General features: G+C 61.4%; 20 protein-coding genes. 9 read left to right on the forward strand and 11 right to left on the reverse strand.

Annotated features, from left to right (window positions below; translation table 11 throughout):
* Nucleotides 1–4: 4 nt before the first annotated feature.
* Nucleotides 5–967: a hypothetical protein gene (locus tag KY459_04555; GenBank protein ID MBW3563974.1), complete on the reverse strand. Its 963-nt coding sequence runs from the start codon at nucleotides 965–967 to the stop codon at nucleotides 5–7.
* A complete protein-coding gene (locus KY459_04560; GenBank protein ID MBW3563975.1) occupies nucleotides 964–1,368 on the reverse strand; it encodes an acyl-CoA thioesterase in 405 nt (134 codons plus the stop codon). Before KY459_04560 ends, KY459_04555 begins: the two co-directional genes overlap by 4 nt.
* Nucleotides 1,369–1,456: 88 nt before the next feature.
* Here KY459_04560 and KY459_04565 point away from each other — a divergent pair, with 88 nt between their 5' ends.
* Nucleotides 1,457–2,569, forward strand: a complete 1,113-nt coding sequence (locus KY459_04565) for an alcohol dehydrogenase catalytic domain-containing protein (protein MBW3563976.1) — start codon at nucleotides 1,457–1,459, stop codon at nucleotides 2,567–2,569.
* An 8-nt stretch (nucleotides 2,570–2,577) separates the two neighbouring features.
* Here KY459_04565 and KY459_04570 read toward each other — a convergent pair whose 3' ends face one another.
* Nucleotides 2,578–3,282, reverse strand: a complete 705-nt coding sequence (locus tag KY459_04570) for a M23 family metallopeptidase (protein MBW3563977.1) — start codon at nucleotides 3,280–3,282, stop codon at nucleotides 2,578–2,580.
* Between the two features lie 478 nt (nucleotides 3,283–3,760).
* The gene (locus tag KY459_04575) at nucleotides 3,761–5,410 is read right to left on the reverse strand and encodes a S41 family peptidase (GenBank protein MBW3563978.1); all 1,650 of its coding nucleotides are present in this window, start codon (nucleotides 5,408–5,410) and stop codon (nucleotides 3,761–3,763) included.
* A gap of 84 nt (nucleotides 5,411–5,494) precedes the next feature.
* Between KY459_04575 and KY459_04580 the strand changes: the two genes are divergently transcribed.
* The 5 genes from KY459_04580 (at nucleotide 5,495) to KY459_04600 (ending at nucleotide 10,625) form a co-directional block, all read left to right on the forward strand.
* The gene (locus KY459_04580; GenBank protein ID MBW3563979.1) at nucleotides 5,495–5,734 is read left to right on the forward strand and encodes a twin-arginine translocase TatA/TatE family subunit; all 240 of its coding nucleotides are present in this window, start codon (nucleotides 5,495–5,497) and stop codon (nucleotides 5,732–5,734) included.
* Between the two features lie 17 nt (nucleotides 5,735–5,751).
* The gene (tatC, locus tag KY459_04585) at nucleotides 5,752–6,498 is read left to right on the forward strand and encodes a twin-arginine translocase subunit TatC (protein ID MBW3563980.1); all 747 of its coding nucleotides are present in this window, start codon (nucleotides 5,752–5,754) and stop codon (nucleotides 6,496–6,498) included.
* Between the two features lie 2 nt (nucleotides 6,499–6,500).
* Entirely contained in the window at nucleotides 6,501–6,932 is a 432-nt protein-coding gene (locus tag KY459_04590) for a histidine phosphatase family protein (GenBank protein ID MBW3563981.1), read from the forward strand.
* Between the two features lie 316 nt (nucleotides 6,933–7,248).
* Nucleotides 7,249–9,405 carry a DUF2330 domain-containing protein gene (locus KY459_04595; GenBank protein ID MBW3563982.1) on the forward strand — a complete coding sequence of 719 codons (2,157 nt, stop codon included), beginning with the start codon at nucleotides 7,249–7,251 and terminating at the stop codon, nucleotides 9,403–9,405.
* A gap of 251 nt (nucleotides 9,406–9,656) precedes the next feature.
* A complete protein-coding gene (locus KY459_04600) occupies nucleotides 9,657–10,625 on the forward strand; it encodes a pyridoxal-phosphate dependent enzyme (protein MBW3563983.1) in 969 nt (322 codons plus the stop codon).
* Here the strand turns inward: KY459_04600 and KY459_04605 are convergent.
* Together KY459_04605 and KY459_04610 are read right to left on the reverse strand one after the other, a co-directional pair.
* Complete coding sequence (locus KY459_04605) at nucleotides 10,614–11,057, reverse strand: VOC family protein (GenBank protein ID MBW3563984.1); 444 nt, start codon at nucleotides 11,055–11,057, stop codon at nucleotides 10,614–10,616. The genes KY459_04600 and KY459_04605 overlap by 12 nt on opposite strands.
* 2 nt (nucleotides 11,058–11,059) lie before the next feature.
* Nucleotides 11,060–12,145, reverse strand: coding sequence for a transporter substrate-binding domain-containing protein (locus KY459_04610; protein MBW3563985.1), 1,086 nt, complete (start codon nucleotides 12,143–12,145; stop codon nucleotides 11,060–11,062).
* Nucleotides 12,146–12,267: 122 nt separating this feature from the next.
* On the opposite strand from KY459_04610, the gene KY459_04615 reads away from it, so the two are divergent.
* Nucleotides 12,268–12,816 (forward strand): dienelactone hydrolase family protein, encoded by a 549-nt coding sequence (locus tag KY459_04615; protein ID MBW3563986.1) that lies wholly within the window; start codon nucleotides 12,268–12,270, stop codon nucleotides 12,814–12,816.
* An 81-nt stretch (nucleotides 12,817–12,897) separates the two neighbouring features.
* Complete coding sequence (locus tag KY459_04620; protein MBW3563987.1) at nucleotides 12,898–13,341, forward strand: hypothetical protein; 444 nt, start codon at nucleotides 12,898–12,900, stop codon at nucleotides 13,339–13,341.
* A 60-nt stretch (nucleotides 13,342–13,401) separates the two neighbouring features.
* Here the strand turns inward: KY459_04620 and KY459_04625 are convergent, their stop codons facing one another.
* Nucleotides 13,402–15,315 (reverse strand): endonuclease/exonuclease/phosphatase family protein, encoded by a 1,914-nt coding sequence (locus KY459_04625; GenBank protein MBW3563988.1) that lies wholly within the window; start codon nucleotides 15,313–15,315, stop codon nucleotides 13,402–13,404.
* A 57-nt stretch (nucleotides 15,316–15,372) separates the two neighbouring features.
* Here KY459_04625 and efp point away from each other — a divergent pair, with 57 nt between their 5' ends.
* Nucleotides 15,373–15,930, forward strand: a complete 558-nt coding sequence (efp, locus tag KY459_04630) for an elongation factor P (GenBank protein ID MBW3563989.1) — start codon at nucleotides 15,373–15,375, stop codon at nucleotides 15,928–15,930.
* Between the two features lie 278 nt (nucleotides 15,931–16,208).
* Here the strand turns inward: efp and KY459_04635 are convergent, their stop codons facing one another.
* From KY459_04635 to KY459_04650, 4 genes are read right to left on the reverse strand one after another with little or no spacing between them, the layout of a single operon-like run.
* Nucleotides 16,209–16,985, reverse strand: a complete 777-nt coding sequence (locus KY459_04635) for a helical backbone metal receptor (GenBank protein ID MBW3563990.1) — start codon at nucleotides 16,983–16,985, stop codon at nucleotides 16,209–16,211.
* The gene (locus tag KY459_04640) at nucleotides 16,982–17,200 is read right to left on the reverse strand and encodes a hypothetical protein (GenBank protein MBW3563991.1); all 219 of its coding nucleotides are present in this window, start codon (nucleotides 17,198–17,200) and stop codon (nucleotides 16,982–16,984) included. Before KY459_04640 ends, KY459_04635 begins: the two co-directional genes overlap by 4 nt.
* A gap of 12 nt (nucleotides 17,201–17,212) precedes the next feature.
* Nucleotides 17,213–18,265, reverse strand: a complete 1,053-nt coding sequence (locus tag KY459_04645) for a 2-oxoacid:ferredoxin oxidoreductase subunit beta (GenBank protein ID MBW3563992.1) — start codon at nucleotides 18,263–18,265, stop codon at nucleotides 17,213–17,215.
* Nucleotides 18,258–20,105 (reverse strand): 2-oxoacid:acceptor oxidoreductase subunit alpha, encoded by a 1,848-nt coding sequence (locus tag KY459_04650; protein ID MBW3563993.1) that lies wholly within the window; start codon nucleotides 20,103–20,105, stop codon nucleotides 18,258–18,260. The genes KY459_04645 and KY459_04650 overlap by 8 nt, the downstream gene beginning before the upstream one ends.
* Nucleotides 20,106–20,178: the final 73 nt, after the last annotated feature.

Consider the following 20,178-nt stretch of genomic DNA (forward strand, 5'->3'; position numbering starts at 1 on the left):
CCGGTCAACCGGGTGAGGCGGTCACCACCGCGGCGTCGATTCCTTCGGCGTAAACCATCAGAAATCTGAACGCGCGGATCTCGGGAAGGTCGACGACCGTCTCCTCATCCGCGGTCGAGATCATCACCGGAGCCACCACCTCGTCGAGCTCGGAACGCTCCAGCGCCATCCGGACCGGAACGGCTCTCGCGGGCCCGGGCTCGAGAATCAGACGCGGCCTTCCGACGACTTCCCTTCCGAAGTCGAAAAGCGTCCCCGGGACGTGCCGGCTCCCCGCAACGGCGACCCCCGCGATCACCTCGATGTCGGGGAGCGCTCCCTCCACCGCCATCGCGCTGACCGCGGTGCGCGTATACGTAACGGTCGGCTCGACCTGCCGGACGGCGAGCGAGGGATAGTTCCACTTCCCCACCGGAGGCGGGCCGAGCGCGATCGGCCGCTCCCCCTCGTCCGGATCCCGAACGAGCAGATCCTCGGTTCGACGCCTGAAAATGCGCCAATCCGTATCCGAGACCACCATTGCACCCATCATCGGCCCGAAGTCGATCGAGACGATCAGCCCTCCGACACCCTCAGCACTCCTGCAGGCCACCACGATCCGGTTCACATCCTCCCGGCGGATGATGTCACTCACATTCCACTGATCGATCGCCTGACGCCCGGCCCAGCCTCCCGCTCCGATCTGGCGCTCGTTCAGATAGAGGGTGTACCAGGGATCAGCGCCAATCCGGATGACTGCCCCTCGTGCCTTCGCAGGAACCCGGAAGTTCTTCGTCGCGAAGAATGTGACCGGTTCCTGATCGATGATCGGGCGATCCATCCAGATCCACTGGGCGTTGCCCGTCAGCGTGTGAATCTTGCGCTCGTAGAAACCCCTCAGGGAGGTGAAAGACACAAAAGCGGCGAGCGCGAGAGCTCCGAAACCAAGCCACTTTCGGAGCGAGCTCCGGATTCGACCCTCGATCAACCCGCCTTCCCTTCCAGCATCGCGACAATCTCCGCGGAAGCCACCACCGGCCTGCGCGACCCTCGATCCACCCAGACGTGCTCACTGTAGCCGAGCCCGTGCAGGGTTCCGGCAGAGGAATCGGTGAGCCGGTAATCGAACCTCACTCTACGGCTTCCGTTGCGGGCCAGCGTGGTTTCGATCCGAACCTCGTCGTCATATCCATAGGGAGCTCGGTACTCGCAATGCACCGCCGTCACGACCAGAAGATAACCGCGCTGTTCGATCTCCCGGTAGGTGATTCCGGCCGCCCGGCAGAGGTCCGTCCGTCCAATTTCGAACCATACGATGTAGTTCGAGTGATGGGCGATGCCCATCTGATCGGTGTCCTTGTAACGGACTCTGGTGCGGCTTTCAATCATGTTTTCCGGGTCCCTCCGTCGGGCGTCGTTCGTGCTAGTGTAGTCGGTCGCTCGCGCTCCACGGAGGATCAAACTGGCCAGAGAAACGATGAAAGCAGTCGTCAAGACCGAGCCGATCCCCGGACCGGAGGGAACGGACATTCTCGACAGGGAGATCCCGAGCCCGGGATCCGACGAGGTCCTCGTTCGAGTCGGTGCGACCGCGATCTGCGGCACCGACAAGCACATTTTCAAGTGGGATGAATCGATTCGACGCTCGGTCGTACCTCCTCGAGTCTACGGTCATGAGTTCTGCGGCTTCGTCGAACGGATCGGCGAGGGTGTCCGCAACCCCGCGGTCCAGTCGGGCGCCTACGTATCGGCGGAGATGCATTCGGTCTGCGGAATGTGCGACCAGTGCAGAACGGGCAACGGCCATCTCTGCGTCAATACGAGGATCCTGGGAGTCCATGCCGACGGGGCGTTCGCCGAGTTTGTCGTCGTTCCCGCTTCCAACATCATCCCGCTCGACCCGAGGATCGTTCCGCCACGAGTCGGGGCATTTCTCGACGCTCTCGGTAACGCCGTCCATGCAACGCAGGTTTTCGATCTCGTCGGAAAGACCGTGATGATCACGGGCTTCGGCCCGATCGGCGCAGCTGCAGCCGCGATCGCCGAGCACTCGGGTGCATCACTGATCATCGTCACCGACATCAGTGACCACGCTCTCGAGACCGCCCGGCGCTGGGCGGCGCATCTGAATTTCCCGAATCTCCATGCGTTCAACGTCCGGACCACCGACCCGCGCGATGTGCTGGAAGCGGTCCGTGCGCTCACCGGCGGCGGGGTCGACGTGACTCTCGAGATGTCGGGAGCGCCGTCCGCACTGAACTTCGCGCTCGATGCGGCCCGGATGGGAGGAAGTCTCGCGCTTCTCGGCCTTCCCGCGCAGGAGAGCCTCACGATCGAAAATTACGCGCGCAACGTCGTTTTCAAGGGGCTGGACCTGCGAGGCATCATCGGCCGGAGGATGTACGACACCTGGGATCGGATGCTTGCGATGCTCGCCGGTGGCCTCGATGTCTCATGGATCGTGCAGGGAGAATTCGACGGTCTGGATTCGTTCAGCGAGGCGATGGAGCTGTTCGAGACGGGAAATGCGTTGAAGGTCGTTCTCTATCCCGAGGGGTCCGCGGACGCGATCCGACGCGTCACGAGCTGAGCGGCGGATCAGTGGCTCGAGGCGGCTGCCCTGCCGAAACCGCCTCCGAGCAGCGGGCGCGAGACGGCCACGGCCGACTTCACCAGCACCGGATAGGGATTGACGGTCGTGCTACGGCTGACGATCTGGAAATGGAGGTGGGGTGGTGTCGTCCGGGCATTTCCCGTGTTACCGACGTATCCGAGCGTCTCCCCCTTCGACACTTCCATCCCCTCGCGCAGCCCTCCGACCCATCGGTCGAGATGTGCGTAGTAGAACATCGACCCATCGGGAGCACGAAGCCAGATGCATTTGCCTCCGAGTCGCTGCTCGCCGATATAGGTGATCACTCCCGGGCTCACGGCGACGACCTTCGTCCCCTTCGGCGCAAAGATGTCGATCCCCTTGTGCTTCCGCTTTCCCGCGTCTCGCGGCGCCCCGAAGCTGTCGCGAAGGTCGCGTCCCCGGACACCCTCGACTGGAATCATCAGATCGGCCAGAACCGAACCGGGGCGCAACTCCTCTCCGAGCCTTCGTGAGATCGACTTGCCGGTTCTCCGCCAGGCGTCCCGTTCGTCGAGGACGGCGAGGTCCTCGGCGAGTTGCGCATCGAGGGATGTCCAGTCAGGGTCGACGCGGACGGGGGGCTCGGTCACTGCCGGGCCGGCAGAAGAGCAGGCCTGCGCGATCAGTGCTGCAGCAAGGACCAACCCGATACGGAGCCTGGACGCCATCCTTCACAATTGTAGCAAGACGGCGAGCAATGTGGGAAGAGGCTGTTCCGCCGGGCTCGGGGTTTGAGGTTGGAGGTTCGAGGTTTTAAGCCGAAGCACTCGATTCTCGCGTGATCGAGCCGCCGAAGGCGAAGGATCTGGGGACGGTCGTGGTCAACGTGACCAGCGCCTGCACCGATGATTCACGACCCCCCTGCCCCCCTCGCTTCGCCGGGCTCCTAATGAAACGACCACGAAATTGTTAGACTTCGACCCTTTTGCAGCGCTTCGCTTGGGCTGATGTCCCACCCTGCAAGGTTCCTCGCTTGCCCGCCCGACCACCCGCTCGGGATGACGTCGGTTTGAGTACGCGAGTGCGGTTGTTCCTGCACTCACGGGTGTCATTTGCGATTCACCGTCGCAACGCGCCGGTCAATTGCTCAGGATGGCGAGCGCTTGGATGGCTGCAACCTCCAACCTCGAACCTCGAACCTCGAGCTCAGTTCCGGCCGACCGAGGTCCCGCCTTCGGCCCGCTCGGCCGAGGCCATTCGCTCCGCCCTGATCCTTCGCACCTCGTTGGCGAGCCTCTCGGCTGCCGGCATCAGCTCGATTGCACGCTCGACCTGCTCGTCACCGAGAAGTCTGTAAGGATACGAAGCGTCGTAACCGAATTTGGCGGCGACGATCTCGGCTTTGAGCTGACGTTCCACGTAATCCCGGCTCAGCGGATCCGACTCGAACAATTCGAGGATCTCCTCCTGGGAGGCAATCTCCACCGATTCGGCATAGGCCGCGAAATCTCGAATCATCGCGTCGGAGATCATCAGTTCGCGGGTCGTTTCGGGATGATCGGCGACGTACTGCACGGCGAAGTTGAAGATGGCGCTTCGCACCTGGAGAAGCTGGACCAGATTCGGGAGCTCGCGAGGCTCGACCAGTACGTCCGGCTCGATGCCACCGCCGCCGAAAACCTTTCTTCCGGATTCCGTTTCGAAAGAACCGTCCTCGAGACTCGATTCGGTGGCTTCGCCGAGGTAGTAATCGTAAAACGACGAGTAATCCCTCTGAATGTTCCGACCGGAGGGAGTGTAGTAACGGGATGTGGTCAACGCGAGGCCCGCGCCGTACTGGAGTGAGAAGACGCTCTGTACGAGCCCCTTCCCCCAGCTCGTCTGACCGACGACCAGTCCCCGATCATGATCCTGGATGGCCCCGGCGACGATCTCGGAGGCAGATGCGCTCTCCCGATTGATCAGAATGACGACCGGAATGTCGAGGTTCCGGTGCTTCCCGGGAGCTCGATACTCCTGATAGTTATCCTCGTTACGCCCCCGGTGGTAGACGATCATCTCACCTTTTCTGATGAAGAAATCGGAGACTCCTACGGCCGCGTCGAGAAGTCCACCGGGATTCGTACGGAGATCGAGCACGAGCTTCTTCATTCCCTGTTCTTCGAGTCGCGCGAGCGCATCGTCGAACTCTCTGACGGTGGTGTAGGTGAAGTCCTTGAGTCGAATGTAGCCCACGTCCGGACGGACCATCTCGACGACGGTCACCGAGTTGGTCGGGATGGCCGCACGCTCGATCTCCATCGGGATCGGTTCCTTGATTCCGACGCGAACGATCTTGATGTTGACCGTGGTTCCCTTCGGACCTTTCAGCTTGCCGACGACTTCGTCAACGGGCATCTCCTCGGTGCTCTCCCCTTCGATCTCGGAGATGATGTCTCCCGCCCGGATTCCGAGGCGTGACGCCGGCGTCCCCTCGAGCGGGGTAATGACGGTGATCTGGTTGTTTCGCTTGGTGATCAGGATGCCGAGTCCGTAGAAGCTACCCTTCTGGCGGTCCTGCATCTCGCCGAAATCCCGTGGTTTGAGGAAGGTCGTGTGGGGATCGAGGGTCCGCAACATTCCGTCGATGGACGAAAAGACGAGATTTTCCGATTCGACCGGGGCGGCGGCCCAGTAACGTGCAGCGGTGATCAGGTCGGTGTACTCCTCGAGTCTGCCGTGGAGCTCGTCTTCCCCCTTGGATTCGGTGATCCGATCGCCGAACAGCGCTCCCGCCGCTGCGGAAGCGACGAGGGTGATGAGTACGACTCCCAGGAAGCCCGACTTGCGTTTCTGCACGTTTTGATTGTATTTCATCTCGACTCCTTCAACTCCCGCCCGCGTGGAACTATTCATCATCCAGGCTGCGTTCGGGACAATTGCAACAAAGGTGCTACCAGGATGGGACCACTCGGATTTCCGGAACTGCTACTGATCTTTGCCATTGCACTGATCGTCTTCGGCCCTCGCAAGCTGCCCGAGATCGGGCGGACGATCGGGCGGGCCTTCGGTGAGTTTCGGCGCGCCACCAACGAGCTCAAGTCGAGCCTCGAGGACGACATCGATGCCGAGCAGGGCCGTTCCACCCGACCGAAACCCGACTCGAGATCCATCCCGGCCGAGCCCTCCTCGAAACCCTGATGACGGTTTCTCACCCGGTGAGCGACGAACGAGTGCCCGAGCAGGATGAGCTCGAGGAACTGAGTTTCCTCCACCATCTGGACGAGCTTCGCCGCCGCCTGATCGTCGTCATCGTCAGCCTTCTGGTCGCATTCCTGCTCTGCTGGTCATTCGCTCCGGCGATCTTCACCATCATCCAGGCGCCTGTGGTCCAGTACCTCCCCGACGGACAGCTCGCATTCACCAGCCTCACCGCTCCCTTCTTTCTCTACATGAAGGTCGCCCTCTTCGCCGGTGTCTTTCTCGCCTCCCCGGTGATCATTCTGCAGGTCTGGCTCTTCATCCGGCCCGGTCTCTACCGGCGGGAGCGCCGCTATGCCGTCCCGTTCATTCTGTTCTCCTCGATCTTTTTCATTGCGGGTGGTTACTTCGGCTACAAGGTAGTTCTTCCTCTCGCCTGCAATTTCTTCGTCGAGATGGGATCCGGCTTCGACGACGTGATCACGATCGATGATTACTTTTCGTTCGCGTCCCGGCTCGTTCTCGGTCTCGGGCTCGTTTTCGAAACGCCCATTCTGATCTTTTTCCTCGCCAGGCTCGGTCTGGTGACTCCGGCCTTTCTTCTGAAGAACCTGAAATATGCGATCCTGATCATCTTCATCATCGCCGCGATGATCACGCCGACTCCCGACATCGTCACGCAGTCGGCCCTCGCCATCCCGATGATCGCTCTTTATCTTCTGGGTATCATGATCGCCTGGATTTTCGAGAAGAAAGAGGAGTGACGATGGATCTGCTCGTGCTCGTGCGACACGGCCACGCCCGGAACGGGAAGAACGACTCGGAGAGATCGCTCTCCGATCAGGGCCGCGAGGAAGTCGAGTCGCTCGCGGAAAAACTGGCCGCCCGCAGGATTGATCCCGTAAAAATCATCCACAGCCCCAAATTGCGCGCCATGGAGACGGCACAGCTGCTCCAGCGACGGCTCGGAGGGGCGCTCGAGGTGGACTCGAACGTTTCACCCGATTCGGATTCAGATGTGATCGCGACGGACTTCGAGTCGGCGGAGGGGACATTCATCGTGGTGAGCCATCTGCCCTTTCTCCCCTCCCTGACTCAACGACTGATCGGAAGCGCTCTTTCGTTCTCCACGGCCGGCGCGATCGGAATCGAGCAGACCGACGCGGGTCCCCGGCTCGCCTGGAAAGAGGGTCCCTGACGACAGCAGGAATCAGGATCCAGGATCCAGGTTGAGGGCAGCGTTTAATTCGTCATCCTGAGCCGCCGAAGGACGGCGAAGGATCTGGGGGCGGCTCGTGAGTCAACATGGCGAGTGGATGCAAGGGTGACTCACGATCCCCCGCCAGATTCTTCGCCCGTGCTCCGCCGGGCTCAGAATGACGAGTGCTTCGCTCTTCAACTCTGGCTCCTGATTCCTGTCCTGGCTCCTGATTCCTGAATCCTGGCTCCTGATTCCTGAATCCTGGCTCCTCTCTGCCGGTTTACTTTCCGCCTCTGGCCGTGTCAAAGGGAGCGTGAAGAAGCTCCAGTCCATCGATCCCCGATATTTTCAGATCGCATCGCTCGGAGCGCTCGTGGCGTGGGGCGGGCTCGGGCTCGGCCTCGATCTTCGGTTCGCGCATGTCGCAGCCGCATTCGCCGGCGCCATCGGCGCCCAGGCGATCGGGTCACGGTGGGCAGGAATCCCGTTCGAAGCGAAAAGCGCGTTCATCTCCGCGCTCTCGATCATCGTTCTGCTGCGAGCGGAGAGCTGGCTGACGATCCTGCTGGCCGCCGGGCTGGCGGTCGGATCGAAGTTCATCCTGAGGATCGATGGCCGGCACGTCTTCAATCCGACAAACATCGCAATCGTTGCGGTGCTCGCCACCGGGTGGGACGGCTGGGTTTCGAGCGGCCGGTGGGGCAGCGAGACGTGGACGGTTTTTCTCATCGCGTGCGGCGGAGTACTCGTGGTCCATCGCGCTGCGCGATCAGACGTCACATGGGCGTTTCTGCTCTCCTGGACGGCTCTCGTCTTCGGACGTGCAATCTATCTCGGGGACCCGCTCGCCATCCCGCTCCATCAGCTTCAGAACGGCACCCTTCTGATCTTTTCGTTTTTCATGATCTCCGACCCGAAGACCACACCCGACTCCCGGATCGCGAGAATTCTCTGGGCCGTGGCAGTCGCCGCGCTCGCCGGCTATCTGCGCTTTCACCATCAGCAACCAAACGCGCTCCTTCTGGCGCTCGCCTTTTCCTCGCCGTTCGTTCCGGTACTGAACCGTCTGATCCGAGCTCGTCGTTTCGAGTGGCCCGGTGACGACTCAACCGCTCCCGCTCGGCGTGGAGCCCTGCTCACACCGCTTCACTTCCCGAAAGGAGATCTTTCCATGATTCGAATCTCGTTGATGTTCCTCGTGTCACTCACTCTGGCGATGCCAGCGTTCGCATTCTGCGGCTTCTATGTCGGCAAGGCAGGATCGAATCTTTACAACAATGCCTCGAAAGCCGTCCTGGTCCGCGATGGCGATCGGACCGTGATCACGATGGCTAACGATTACGAGGGGGATCTCGACGAGTTCGCGATCGTCATTCCGGTTCCGACCGTCATTCAAAGAAGCCAGATCAATCTCGCCGATCCGGCGCTGCTCGAACGGCTCGATACATTTACGGCACCCAGGCTCGTCGAGTACCACGACGAGAATCCATGTCAGATCGCACTGAGACGGCAGCAGTCACCGTTCCCGGCCACGGCGAAGATGGCCGACGCGTCTTCCGTGAGAGAAGAAGCACTCGGCGTGACGGTCGAGGCTTCGTACAGCATCGGCGAGTACGAGATCGTCGTTCTCTCCGCGAAACAGAGTGACGGCCTTCAGACCTGGCTCCGGGAAAACGGCTACCGGATTCCCGAGGGAGCGACCGCCACGCTTCAGAGCTACATCCGGCAGAATACGAAGTTCTTCGTCGCCAGGGTCAACATCGAGGAACAGAGACGTCTCGGATTCACCTATCTGCGGCCGATCCAGATCGCGTTCGAGACGCCGAAGTTCATGCTCCCGATCCGCCTCGGTACGGTCAATGCCAGAGGCCCCCAGGATCTGATCATCCACACGCTCACTCGAAAAGGTCGCGTCGAGACGACGAACTATCGGACCGTCAGAATTCCGACCGACGCCGAGGTTCCGATGTTCGTACGAGATGAATTCGGCGAGTTTTACTCGGCGATGTTCGATCGCCAGGTCCGCGAGGAGCGGATGCGGGCGGTGTTCCTCGAATATGCATGGAACGCCGCCTGGTGCGATCCATGCCCGACAAACCCACTCACCCGCGATGAGCTCCGCGCACTCGGTGTCTTCTGGCTCGACGGCGGAGGCCCCGACGTCTTCGTGACGCGGCTCCACGTCCGCTACGACGCCCGCTCCTTTCCGGAGGATCTGGTCTTCCAGGAGACGAACGACCAGTCGACCTTTCAGGCCCGTTACATCGTCCGTCATCCGTGGGAGGGACGCGAATGGTGCTCGGCAACCGATCGGTATCGTCGCGAGCTCGCCGAACGGGAACGGCTGCAGGCGAGAACCGCAGCGCAGCTGACCGGATGGCCGGTCGAAGCGATCTTCCGCAGGATGGACATCCGTGGAATCGACGACGAGCAGAAGCCCTGGTGGGAACAGCTCTGGGACCGATTCTGAGGTCTCGATGCAACGATTGACCGGGAGGGCGAGCCTCTGGCGAGCCGCGATTCTCGAAATCGGACCTGAAACCCGCGATCAGCCGGGCGGGCGACAAGCCGACCAATCCCGCCAGCTCGCGGCTCGCCAGAGGCTCGCCCTCCCAACGTGATGCTTGATCCCGCGAGATCGCGGCTTGCCCGGAGGCCCGCACCCCGTCGCGCGTCCCTCGCCCCGTATTCATTGCGCAAGCTCCGTTAGAATGGCCGCCAATGAAGGACACCGCTTCGGTACCGACGCTCGAGGCGATTCGCCAGGCTGCTTCGACTCTCGAGGGCATCGTCGTCCGGACTCCGCTCGTCCGGCTCGAAGGGGATTTCGAGGGACGTGAGATCTGGCTGAAGCTGGAGAACCTCCAGCCGATCAATGCTTTCAAGATCCGGGGCGCGGTCAACGCGATTGCCGAGCTCGACGAAAACAGACGGGCGCAGGGCGTCTGGACGATCAGCGCGGGAAACGCGGGACAGGGTGTCGCGTGGGCCGCCCGGCGGTATGGAATTCCCTGCACGGTCGTCGTCATCGAGACCGCGCCCGATACGAAGGTCCGGCGGATGGAGCAGCTCGGAGCCGAGCTCGTCCGCGCTCCCTTCGACGAGTGCTGGCAGGCGATGCAGGATCGCCGGTTTCCCGGCGTGGAGGGGGCGTTCATCCATCCCTTCGACGACGATGCATTCATTACCGGCAACGCGACGATCGGTCTCGAGATCCTCGACGACCTTCCGGAGGTTGACGTCGTCTGTGGCGCGATCGGCGGAGGGGGGCTGATGGCGGGTGTGGGTGCGGCGATTCGTCCCCTTCGAAGCGACGTCACGATTCTCGGCGCTGAACCCGAGACCGCTGCCCCGCTGGCCCTCTCGTTCGAGCGGGGGAGTCCTCAGGTTTTCGACCGGTGGGAAAAGTCGTTCGTCGATGGAGCCGGCGGCAAGAGCGTCTTTCCCTCGATGTGGGATCGCCTCCACCCCGTTCTCGACGGGTCGGTCGTCGTCAGCCTCGAAGAGGTCAGGGAAGCGATCCGAACGATCGCGGAGCGCGCACGCGTGATCAGCGAAGGCGCTGGAGCACTCCCGGTCGCCGCGGCGATCGCCGGTCGGACCGGCGGGCGGAAGATCGTCGCCATCGTGTCCGGCGGCAACATCGATCTTCGCGATCTCGCCGGAATCCTGACCGGATCAGCCCGCTGAATCGCGAACTCTCCGTCGGATCTCTTCCTCTTCGAGATCTTCCGTCCTGGCGGCAATCGACCAGATGTGTCCGAACGGATCCTCGACCTCTCCGAATCGTTCGCCCCACGCGGTGTCCTGGATCGGGACCACCACTTTCGCACCCTCGCTCAAAGCTCTGGAAAACATCCGATCCGGGTCTGTGCACCAGAGCTTCAGAACGACCGGCGTTCCACCGAGGGATCGCGGATCCGACTCCCGCTCCATCGTGTCCGCGACCTGAAAGAGCGATTCGCCGATTCTCAGCTCCGCGTGAAGCACGCCCTGCCCCATCGGATCTTCGATCACCGAGATCCGCTTTGCTCCGAAGGCACGCTCGTAATACTCGATGGCTCTCCTGCCGCCTTCGACGAGGAGCCGGGGAACAAGAACCGGACCAGACGGGTCATCCACGATCACTGCTCCTCGTCGCCGAGATACCGAATTCTGATCGCCCTGAACTCTTCCCCTTCGATCAGCTCCAGAATCTTCCGGTTGACGGGCTCCCTGAGCGGGCTCCCCGAAGGAAATGCGATCCCGTAAGTCTGCAGGCCCAGATTCTGGTCGAGCACTCGGAGATCCTCGAACCGGTGGCGCGACATATATCGCAGGATGGGCGAGTCGTAGACGACCGCATCGAGCTCTCCGGCGCTGAGCTCGTCCAGGGCCTCTTCGATCCTCGAAAAGCCTCGATGGCGGATCGCGCGGGCGGTGAGCCATTCATTGCTGGTCGAGCCGGATACCGTACCGACGGTCACGCCCGGAAGGTCCTCGGGTCCGTCGATGCTCCCCTGCAATTCGTTCAGCGTGAGCGCCGAAGCCATCGACGCCGTCAGCGTCGAAATGGCGATGAGGCCTGCCACCATCCACACCAGAGCGATGATTCTTCCGCCCGAGGTGACCGGTGACTTGTCCCCGTATCCCACCGTAGTCATGGTGACCGCGGACCACCAGAGTCCCGACCAGAGTCCTTCTCGGGCTGAGCCTCCGAACTGATCCGGATTCCTTCGTCTTTCGAACAGCCAGACGAGAGCGCCGACGACGAAAGCCACCAGAATGATCATGCCGAGAGTCTTCAGCAATTGCTTCGAGAAGAGTGCTCTGACCAGCACGAGCGGCGTATCTTTCGCGCCCGACTTCACTGCGATGCCCAGTCCGCTCGCATAATAAGGATGGCTGAAGTCGACTCGCCTCTCCCGTTCTTCGGTGATTGTCAGAGCCGATACAGCAAGGTCCAGATCATTCGTCTCGACCCCGGAGATGAGCCCGTCGAGATCCCTTTCGACATACCGGAATTCGATGCCGGCTTCGTTCGCGATCTCGTTCCAGAGGTCGATACTCATTCCGGTCCATTCGTCTCCGGCACGCATAGCAAACGGAACGGCCTCCCTTGTACCAACCACTAATGGTTCGGACGAGGAGATCTCAGGCGGATCTTCTCCCGTCTGCGCCTGAAGGGCAGAACTGAAGACAATGGTGAGAATCAGAATGACGTTCCTCATCGGATGGTCATTATAACGACGGGCAACTCCGCCTCTGTTAGTATCGTGCGGTGCAATTTATTTTTGACGGTCCGGAGGCCGCGCCGGCCACTCTGATCCTCGCTCATGGCGCCGGTGCTCCAATGGATTCACCGTTCATGAACGACATCGCCTCCGGCATCAGCAAAGAAGGGATACGCGTTGCACGCTTCGAATTCCCCTACATGGCCCAAAGGCGAACCGGTAAGAAGAAGGGTCCTGACCGCCCCGCCATTCTCGAGGCGACATGGATCGATGCAATTGCAAGCCTCGAACAGGCAGGCAGGACCTTCATCGGTGGTAAGTCGATGGGAGGGCGGATCGCAACCATGGTCGCGGACGATTCGGTCGCGGCAGGAGTCATCTGCTACGGATACCCCTTTCATCCCCCCGGCAAGCCGCAACAGACACGAACCTCACACCTCGAGACTCTGCGGGCTCCGACGCTGATCCTCCAGGGGACGAGGGATCCATTCGGGAAGCCGGAGGAGGTCGCTCGCTACGCACTCTCCGACGCCATCCGGGTCGAGTGGCTCGAAGGAGGCGATCACTCTTACAAAGCCCCCGCTCGCGCAGCCAATTCGACCAGAGACCTGATCGCTATGGCGATCGAAAGGTCGATTGCCTTCATCAGACGAACACTTTCCGATTGAGATGAACATTGATTCTACCAATTTGCTATGATCTTTAAAGTGGTATCGACACATCCCTTCAATCAACAGTAAGGACGGTCTATGAATCTCACCGAGGCGCAGGCACATTACGTAGTTGAAAAGATGCTCGAGGATCGCAAGATCTCACAACGAGACGTCGATCGCTATCTCAAGAGCATGCATTCGGATATCGATGATCTCGAGCGCCGGCTCGATCGATTGCGAGAGGCCGCCGGCTCCTCAGCCGGGTCCTCTTCAAAAACGCGCAAGCGTAGATCCGGAACCGGAAAGAAACGCGGCAGAAAGAAGCGCGCCACTGGCAAAACCTCCAAAGCCGGCAGTGGAAAGAAAAAAGGGAAGAAACGAAATCTTTCGCCCGAAGTGAAAGCGAGCCGGGCGCTTCAGGGGAGATACATCTCGAACCTTCGACGTTTTTCCGGGCGCAAGAAGGCCGATTTTCAGAAAATCGCCAGGGAACAGGGCCGCGAAGAAGCGCTTCGTCAGATGCAGGCCGCCAAGTCCTGACGAATTTCCCCTAAGAACCCGAAGAAACGCACGCTCCATCGAGCGTGCGTTTTTTTGACGTCAATCCAGCCGGACGCGTACCAGCAATGGCTCGTGATCCGACGTCTGTAATGATCCCGGCTCGTCGACTGTGACGTGCACAATGTCCAGCTCCGTCCGGCTTGCAAGCTCCCGAGGAACGAGTATGTGGTCGAGGATCTGTGAGTTCCCCTGGTAATTGTAAGTGTAACGATCCTGTCCTGGATGGCGATCGACCAGAGCAACGAGACCTCGTTTCCGCAGCTCGTCGATCGGTGGGCGAAACTCGTACTCGTTCAGGTCGCCGAGAACCACCACTGCCGCCACGGGAAAGCGCGATCGAATGCGTTCTACGAATTCGCCGATCAGCGCCGTCTGACAACTTCGCTGTGCCTCGGTATGTCGAACCGGTGGCTGCACAGGGCCGAACACGGCATCGTCACCGCGCTTCGACTTGAGGTGATTGTTGATCACCACGATTCGCTTTCCACCGAGCTCGAACTCGCCGACGAGCGACTTCCGGGTCCCTTCCGCTTCATCGCTGCTCCCCTCGCCGAGAAAACAAGGCTCGCGCGTTCCGAGGCGAGCCGGATTCGTCTGCAGAATTTCTCCACCGCTCACCGCCAGGGCCGCCTCGGTCTCCGCTCCAGGCTCCCCCCGGTCAGGGAAAGATACGCGGTCCGGATTGAAGAGAAAGGCGTTCCGGATGTTCGAACCGGGGGCACCCCCGTCTGCGCTGTCGAGTGGGTCGATCTGACGAACGGCATACTCCGGACCACCGGCATCCGAAATCGCGGCGACGAGCCGTTCGAGAGTCGCTCGCGCGCTCGTGATTCCATCGTCCCGGCCACCCGAGTCGTCCTGGATTTCCTGAAGGCCGATGATGTCGGGACTCCTGAGATGTTCGACGATCACCCGGGCAATCCCTTCGAACTTCAGGGGGGGATTCGTTGCCGCGAGATTCAGGACGTTCCACGAAGCAATCGTCACCGAATCCGGGCCACCGGTCAGCCTCGTGGTCTCGCTCGCCCACCCAACGGGCCCGAGAGACTCAGGTTTTTCCACGAGCAGAACTCTCTGGATACCGAATTCCTGGCTGACGATGCCGCGGACATTTCCTCGCAATCTCTCCCCCACCCGAAAATCGGGCACTCCGCCAATGATCCGGCCGTCGATGACGACCTTCTCCGGGTTCTCGTCGTCCGGCATGACCCGGACCCCTCCTCGTGCGGTCTTCTCCGAGACACGGTGCCAGTCCGGACCGGAAATCACGACAGCGTCGCCGTAACGACTGGTCGGACCGATCACTACGGGGTCCTGGATCTCGACGAGCATTCCTTCCAGACTCTCCCAGAAATCGATCGCGTCGGAGCGAGGCTCGAATCGTGACAGCCCGTCGTCGTCGACGACGCCCGGGGGATTGCGGTGGCCCGGTATCAGAACCGGCGCGGGAAGTTCGGCCTGCCCGAGGATCTCCCAGGCGGGATCGGCCAGTTCGGTCTGGGTCAGCTCACCTCCCCTGCTCCACTCGCTGACGGTTCCTGACACGGCTACGAGCGAACCGACCGCGGGCATCGGAACGTCGACGCCACGCGTCAGGACCATCAGGCCTTCAGAGGTCGCGGGCGAGTCGTCCGGACGCCTCGACTGAATCCAGAAGCGGGGAGGTCGCTCATCCTCGAGAACGGCCGTCACGACCCCTTCGACCCGATCGACCCTCGCGTCCTTCAGAGGAGAGACGTGCCCGGCACCCTGAATCGAGGCGATCGTAGTTCCCGGCTGGACGCGCGGGGCGCAACCACCGCACAGGATGCCCAGGCCCAGGAGGGCAGCGAGCGCGACAGGGACAGTCCGCCCCCCGGGAAATTCGCCACGGGTGCGCCGAGGTTCCTCCGACTCGAAACGCGCATCGAGGTTCATCGGATTCTGCGTTCGCTCGCGAGTGGCTGGGTTCATCAAGACCTCCGTTGAGCTCTTACATACCATTCCCCGTATCCTGGAAGGAAAAATCTCATGCAGGCAACCAACATTCGAAACGGTATGGTTCTCCTCTTCAACGGGGATCTCTGCCGGGTTCTCGACTTCAGGCACCACACACCGGGAAACCTCAGGGCGATGGTTCAGACGAAAATGCGCAATCTCCGAACCGGCAACCAGTTCGAGCATCGCTTTCGATCGAACGACTCGATCGAGCAGGCTTTCATCGATACGCAGGAGATGGAGTATCTCTACTCGGACGGAGAATCCTACCACTTCATGAACACCCAGACCTTCGAGCAGATCGGCCTCAGCGACGAAGACCTCGGTGATGCCGCCCGGTGGCTTAGCGAGGGGATGAACGTCCAGGTTCAGATGTATGAGGGGAAGCCGATCGGTGTCGATCTTCCCAAGACGGTGGTCTGCCGCATCGCCGAGACCGAGCCGACCCTCAAGGGGGCGACCGCCTCGGCGTCACCGAAGCCCGCCACACTCGAGAACGGCGTCGTCATTCAGGTACCCGCTTTCATCGAGAGCGGCACCGAGATCGTCGTCGATCCAGCCGACCTGCGCTACATCGAACGCGCGAAGTAAGGGGTCGCGGAACCAAATCGGGCTGTTGCCCAAACCAATAGAGATCGATCCGCCCCGGCAGGGGCGGCCAGAAGGTAGCACGGGGTGAAGGACCGTCAGGCGACGTCCGCAACCCCGGGACGGATGGCGGGACAGGAATTCGAGCCCCGGAGGGGCGACAGACCCTTCCAATCCCGGTCACGACTCATCTGTCGCCCCTTCGGGGCTCAAAATTGCCCTCGAATTCATACCCGGGGTTGCCCGTGCCGGGTCTCTTCATCGGAAGCATTCGCCCCAGGTCAGTGGGCAACCGCATCCCGGACGAATCGAAGACCGCGCAGCGTCCGGGTCCCGTGCCACGTGATCAGATGCCCGGGGAAGGGCCCGACCATGCGAGCGGTGGTCGCCCGCCCGAGTGCGACGGCATCCTCAGTGGTGAATACGTACGGCTCGTCCGGAAGAAAGACGACGTCCGGGCGAAGATCGAGTGCCGCCCCGAGATCGACCGCCGGATAGCGGTCACGATTCCCTACCAGATTCCGCCCCCCCGCAGCCTCGATCAGGGCCGAAACATAGGTGTCTCCACCACACCACATCCAGGGGTCCTTCCAGATCGGGCAGAGAAAGGAAAAGTTATCGGTACGGCGCGCATCGAGCGCTTCGTCGCGAATGGCGGTCGACCAGCGAGCGGCCTCCGTCTCGACGCGATGAATCGTCCCGAGCGTGGTGATCAGTGCACAGACATCCTCCACGGTGCGAGGCTCAGTCGCGAAGACCGGAGAGAACTCGGCGATCCGCTGCGCGTGACGTTCGAGGTTTTCTTCGACGTTGACGTAGACGAGATCGGGCTCGAGCTCCCGGATCCGCACGACCTTCGGATTCTTCGTTCCGCCAATCCGCGGCAGCCGTCCGGTCTCGAGCTCCGGAAAAATGCAGTAGTCGGTGATTCCGACGACGCAATCACCGGCTCCGATGTCGAACAGCGTCTCGGTGAGGGATGGGACGAGTGAAACGACGCGCCTGGGTGACGCGCTCAGATCGTGCTGCACACCGAGCCGATCCTCGACAGCGGTCACTTTCCGGGTTTCTGCTTCGGCGGAATCTCGTCCGGTTCGTTGTCCGCCAGATCGTGATCGGGATCGAGATGAGGCACCGGCTCGTTCTGCCCACTGTGCTCTTCGCGGGACTCTCCGTCGTATCCGAGGGCCTCGGTGCGGTCGATCGATTCGATCCGGTTCACCTGGTCCTCGGTTGCGCCCTTCCCGTCCGCTTCCTTCTCACCTTTGCTCATCTGGCTCTCCGGTTACATCAACTCGGCCATGATCTGATCGAGAGCTTCCTTCGGAGGACGGATGACGTCCTGACTCAGAGTCCCGAGTGGCTCGTCCACGATTCCGAGCTGAGAAGTGAAGCTCTTCTTCGCGGGGTCGAGGTAGACGATCCCGGTGAGCATCTGTCCTGCCGAGACGGCGCGGTGAAGGCGGGTCATCGCCTGGTTCGCGTCGCCGGGATCGTAATCTTCCTCGAGCTTTTTCAACAGCACCCTCGAGCCGTCGTGAAGTGAAACGTCACGAACCTCACCCGGCTCGTAATCGATCTCGATCGGTTCGAACGACGGGACGAAGCCGACCTGGTGGAGGATCTCGTCGTGCTCTTTGGCGTAAGGGTAGCTCTTCGTCGAGCCTTCATGGTTATTGAACGTCACACAGGGGGAGATCACGTCGATGAAAGCCAGGCCGTCGTACGCGATCGCCGCCTTGAGCATCGTCACCATCTGCTTCGGATCCCCGGCGAAGCCGCGGGCGACGAATCCGGCGCCGCACGTAATGGCGAGCGCACAAAGATCCATCGGGGGAAGATCGTTGATGACGCCGTTCTTGAGCTGGGACCCTTCGTCGGCCGTCGCCGAGAACTGCCCTTTGGTCAATCCGTAGACACCGTTGTTCTCGACGATGTAGACCATCGAAATGTTGCGGCGAATCATGTGGAGGAGTTGCCCGAGACCGATGGATGCCGAATCGCCGTCGCCGGAAACCCCGATCGAGACGAGCTTCCGGTTCGCCAGTGTCGCGCCCGTTGCGACCGCCGGCATCCTTCCGTGGACAGCATTGAAACCATGCGCACGCGACATGAAGTACGCCGGGGTCTTCGAGGAGCAACCGATTCCGGAGAATTTCGCCACGCTTTCCGGCTTGACGCTCATTTCATAGAACGCTCGAATGATCTGGTTCGAGATCGCGTCGTGACCGCAACCGGCGCAGAGCGTCGACTTCCCCCCTTTGTAATCGAGAGCCGAAAGTCCGACGCGATTTTCCTTCGCTACCGGGCCGGTCAGATTGAGAACGCTGTCAGCCATTTCGCTTCTCCCCCTCCATCGCAACCACCGATTCGACGACGAACCGCGCATAGAGTGGTAACCCGTCGAAGTGAAGAATACTTCTCAGATCCGGGTCACCCTTCAGCTCGAGGCGGATCAGGGAGCGTAGCTGCCCGTCGCGGTTCTGTTCGATGACGTAGATCCGGTCGTGATCGGCGACGAACGCCTCGAGATCCTTCGTGAACGGAAGAGCGCGAAGTCTCAGGTAACTGGTCGCGAGATCATGATCCCGTCGCAGAACGTGTCGCGCCTCCTGAACGGCAACGTCGCTCGAACCGAAAGCGATCAGACCGACTCTTGCCCCTTCCTCCCGTTCGATCACCGGCCGCGGGACATGTCCTCGCGCCGTTTCGAATTTCTTCCTGAGCCGTTCCATCAGATTGACGTAATCCTCGGGCTTTTCGGTGTAACGAGCTTCCTCGTTGTGGCCCGAGCCTCTGGTGAAGTAGGCGGCGTCGGGATGATCGGTGCCGGGAAGAGTCCGCCAGGGAATCCCGTCTCCGTCGACGTCGAGATACCGCCCCCACTTGCCCCCGAGCTCTTTCAGCTTCTCCGCCGTCAGGACCTTCCCGCGGTTGATCGGCTCGGTCGGATACTCGAACGGCTCCGACATCCAGCTGTTCATCCCCAGATCGAGATCGGAGAGGACGAACACGGGCGTCTGAAAGAGCTCGGCGAAATCGAGCGCCTTCATCGCGAATTCGAAGCACTCGGCAACGGATCCGGGAAACAGCACGATGTGCTCGGTGTCACCGTGCGACAGATGTGCGACCTGGAGCAGGTCCCCCTGGCTGGTCCTCGTGGGAAGGCCTGTGGACGGCCCGATTCTCTGAATGTCCCAGACGACCGCCGGGATCTCGGCGAAATATCCGAGCCCGGCGAATTCGGTCATGAGCGAGATTCCCGGTCCGGAGGTGGCCGTCATCGAACGCGCCCCCGCCCAGGCGGCCCCGATCACCATGCCGATCGCGGAGATCTCGTCCTCGGCCTGCACCACCGCGAACGTCGCCTTACCGTCATCGGCGAGACGGTAGGCCTTGAGATATTCGATGAGCGCTTCGCAGAGCGAGGACGAGGGGGTGATCGGATACCAGGTGGCGACCGTGACCCCGCCGAACATCGCTCCGAGCGCCGCCGCAGAGTTTCCGTCGATCAGGATCTGTCCCCGGGTCTTGTCCATCCGCTGCAGGCGATGGGCGACCTGGGGCTCGAGATTGTCGGCGGCATATGCGATCCCCTTGTCGATCGCCTCGACGTTCAGCTCGACCGCTTTCGCCTTGCCGCTGAACTGTCGCTCGACTGCGCTGACGAGCTCCTCCCGATCGATTCCGATCATCCACGCGACCACCCCGACGTAGACCATGTTCGCGATCAGCTTGCGAAGCCTCGAGTCCGAGGTGACCTCGCCGGCGATCTTCGAGAAGGGAATCGGGTAGAACGTGACGTCATCCCTCGATCCCTCGAGACCGAGGGCGTCGTCGAAAATGCAGATCGCGCCCGGGTTGAGCGCTTTCACGTCGTCCGCTCCCGTAGCCGGATTCATACAGACGAGGACGTCGACGTTGCGCCGCCGGCCGGTCCATCCTTCGGAGCTCGCACGGATCGTGAACCAGGTCGGCAGCCCCGCAATGTTAGAGGGAAAGAGATTCTTTCCGCTGACGGGAATGCCCATCTGGAAGATGGCGCGCATCAGTACATTATTCGACGACTGGGAACCCGATCCGTTGACGGTCGCCACGTGGATGGTGAGATCGTTTGTCCGTTCACCTGCGGCCGAGTCACGCTCCTCGGCCACCGTTGAATCGGAGAGGTTGGTCATTGCTCCTCCGGAAGGGGTCTGGACGGGCCGAAAGCCACTAGGACTCCGATTCTACCGCTTCGGGCCGCGTGTG

The sequence above is a fragment of the Acidobacteriota bacterium genome (genome assembly GCA_019347945.1).
In the GTDB taxonomy this organism is placed as follows: Bacteria; Acidobacteriota; Thermoanaerobaculia; order Gp7-AA8; family JAHWKK01; genus JAHWKK01.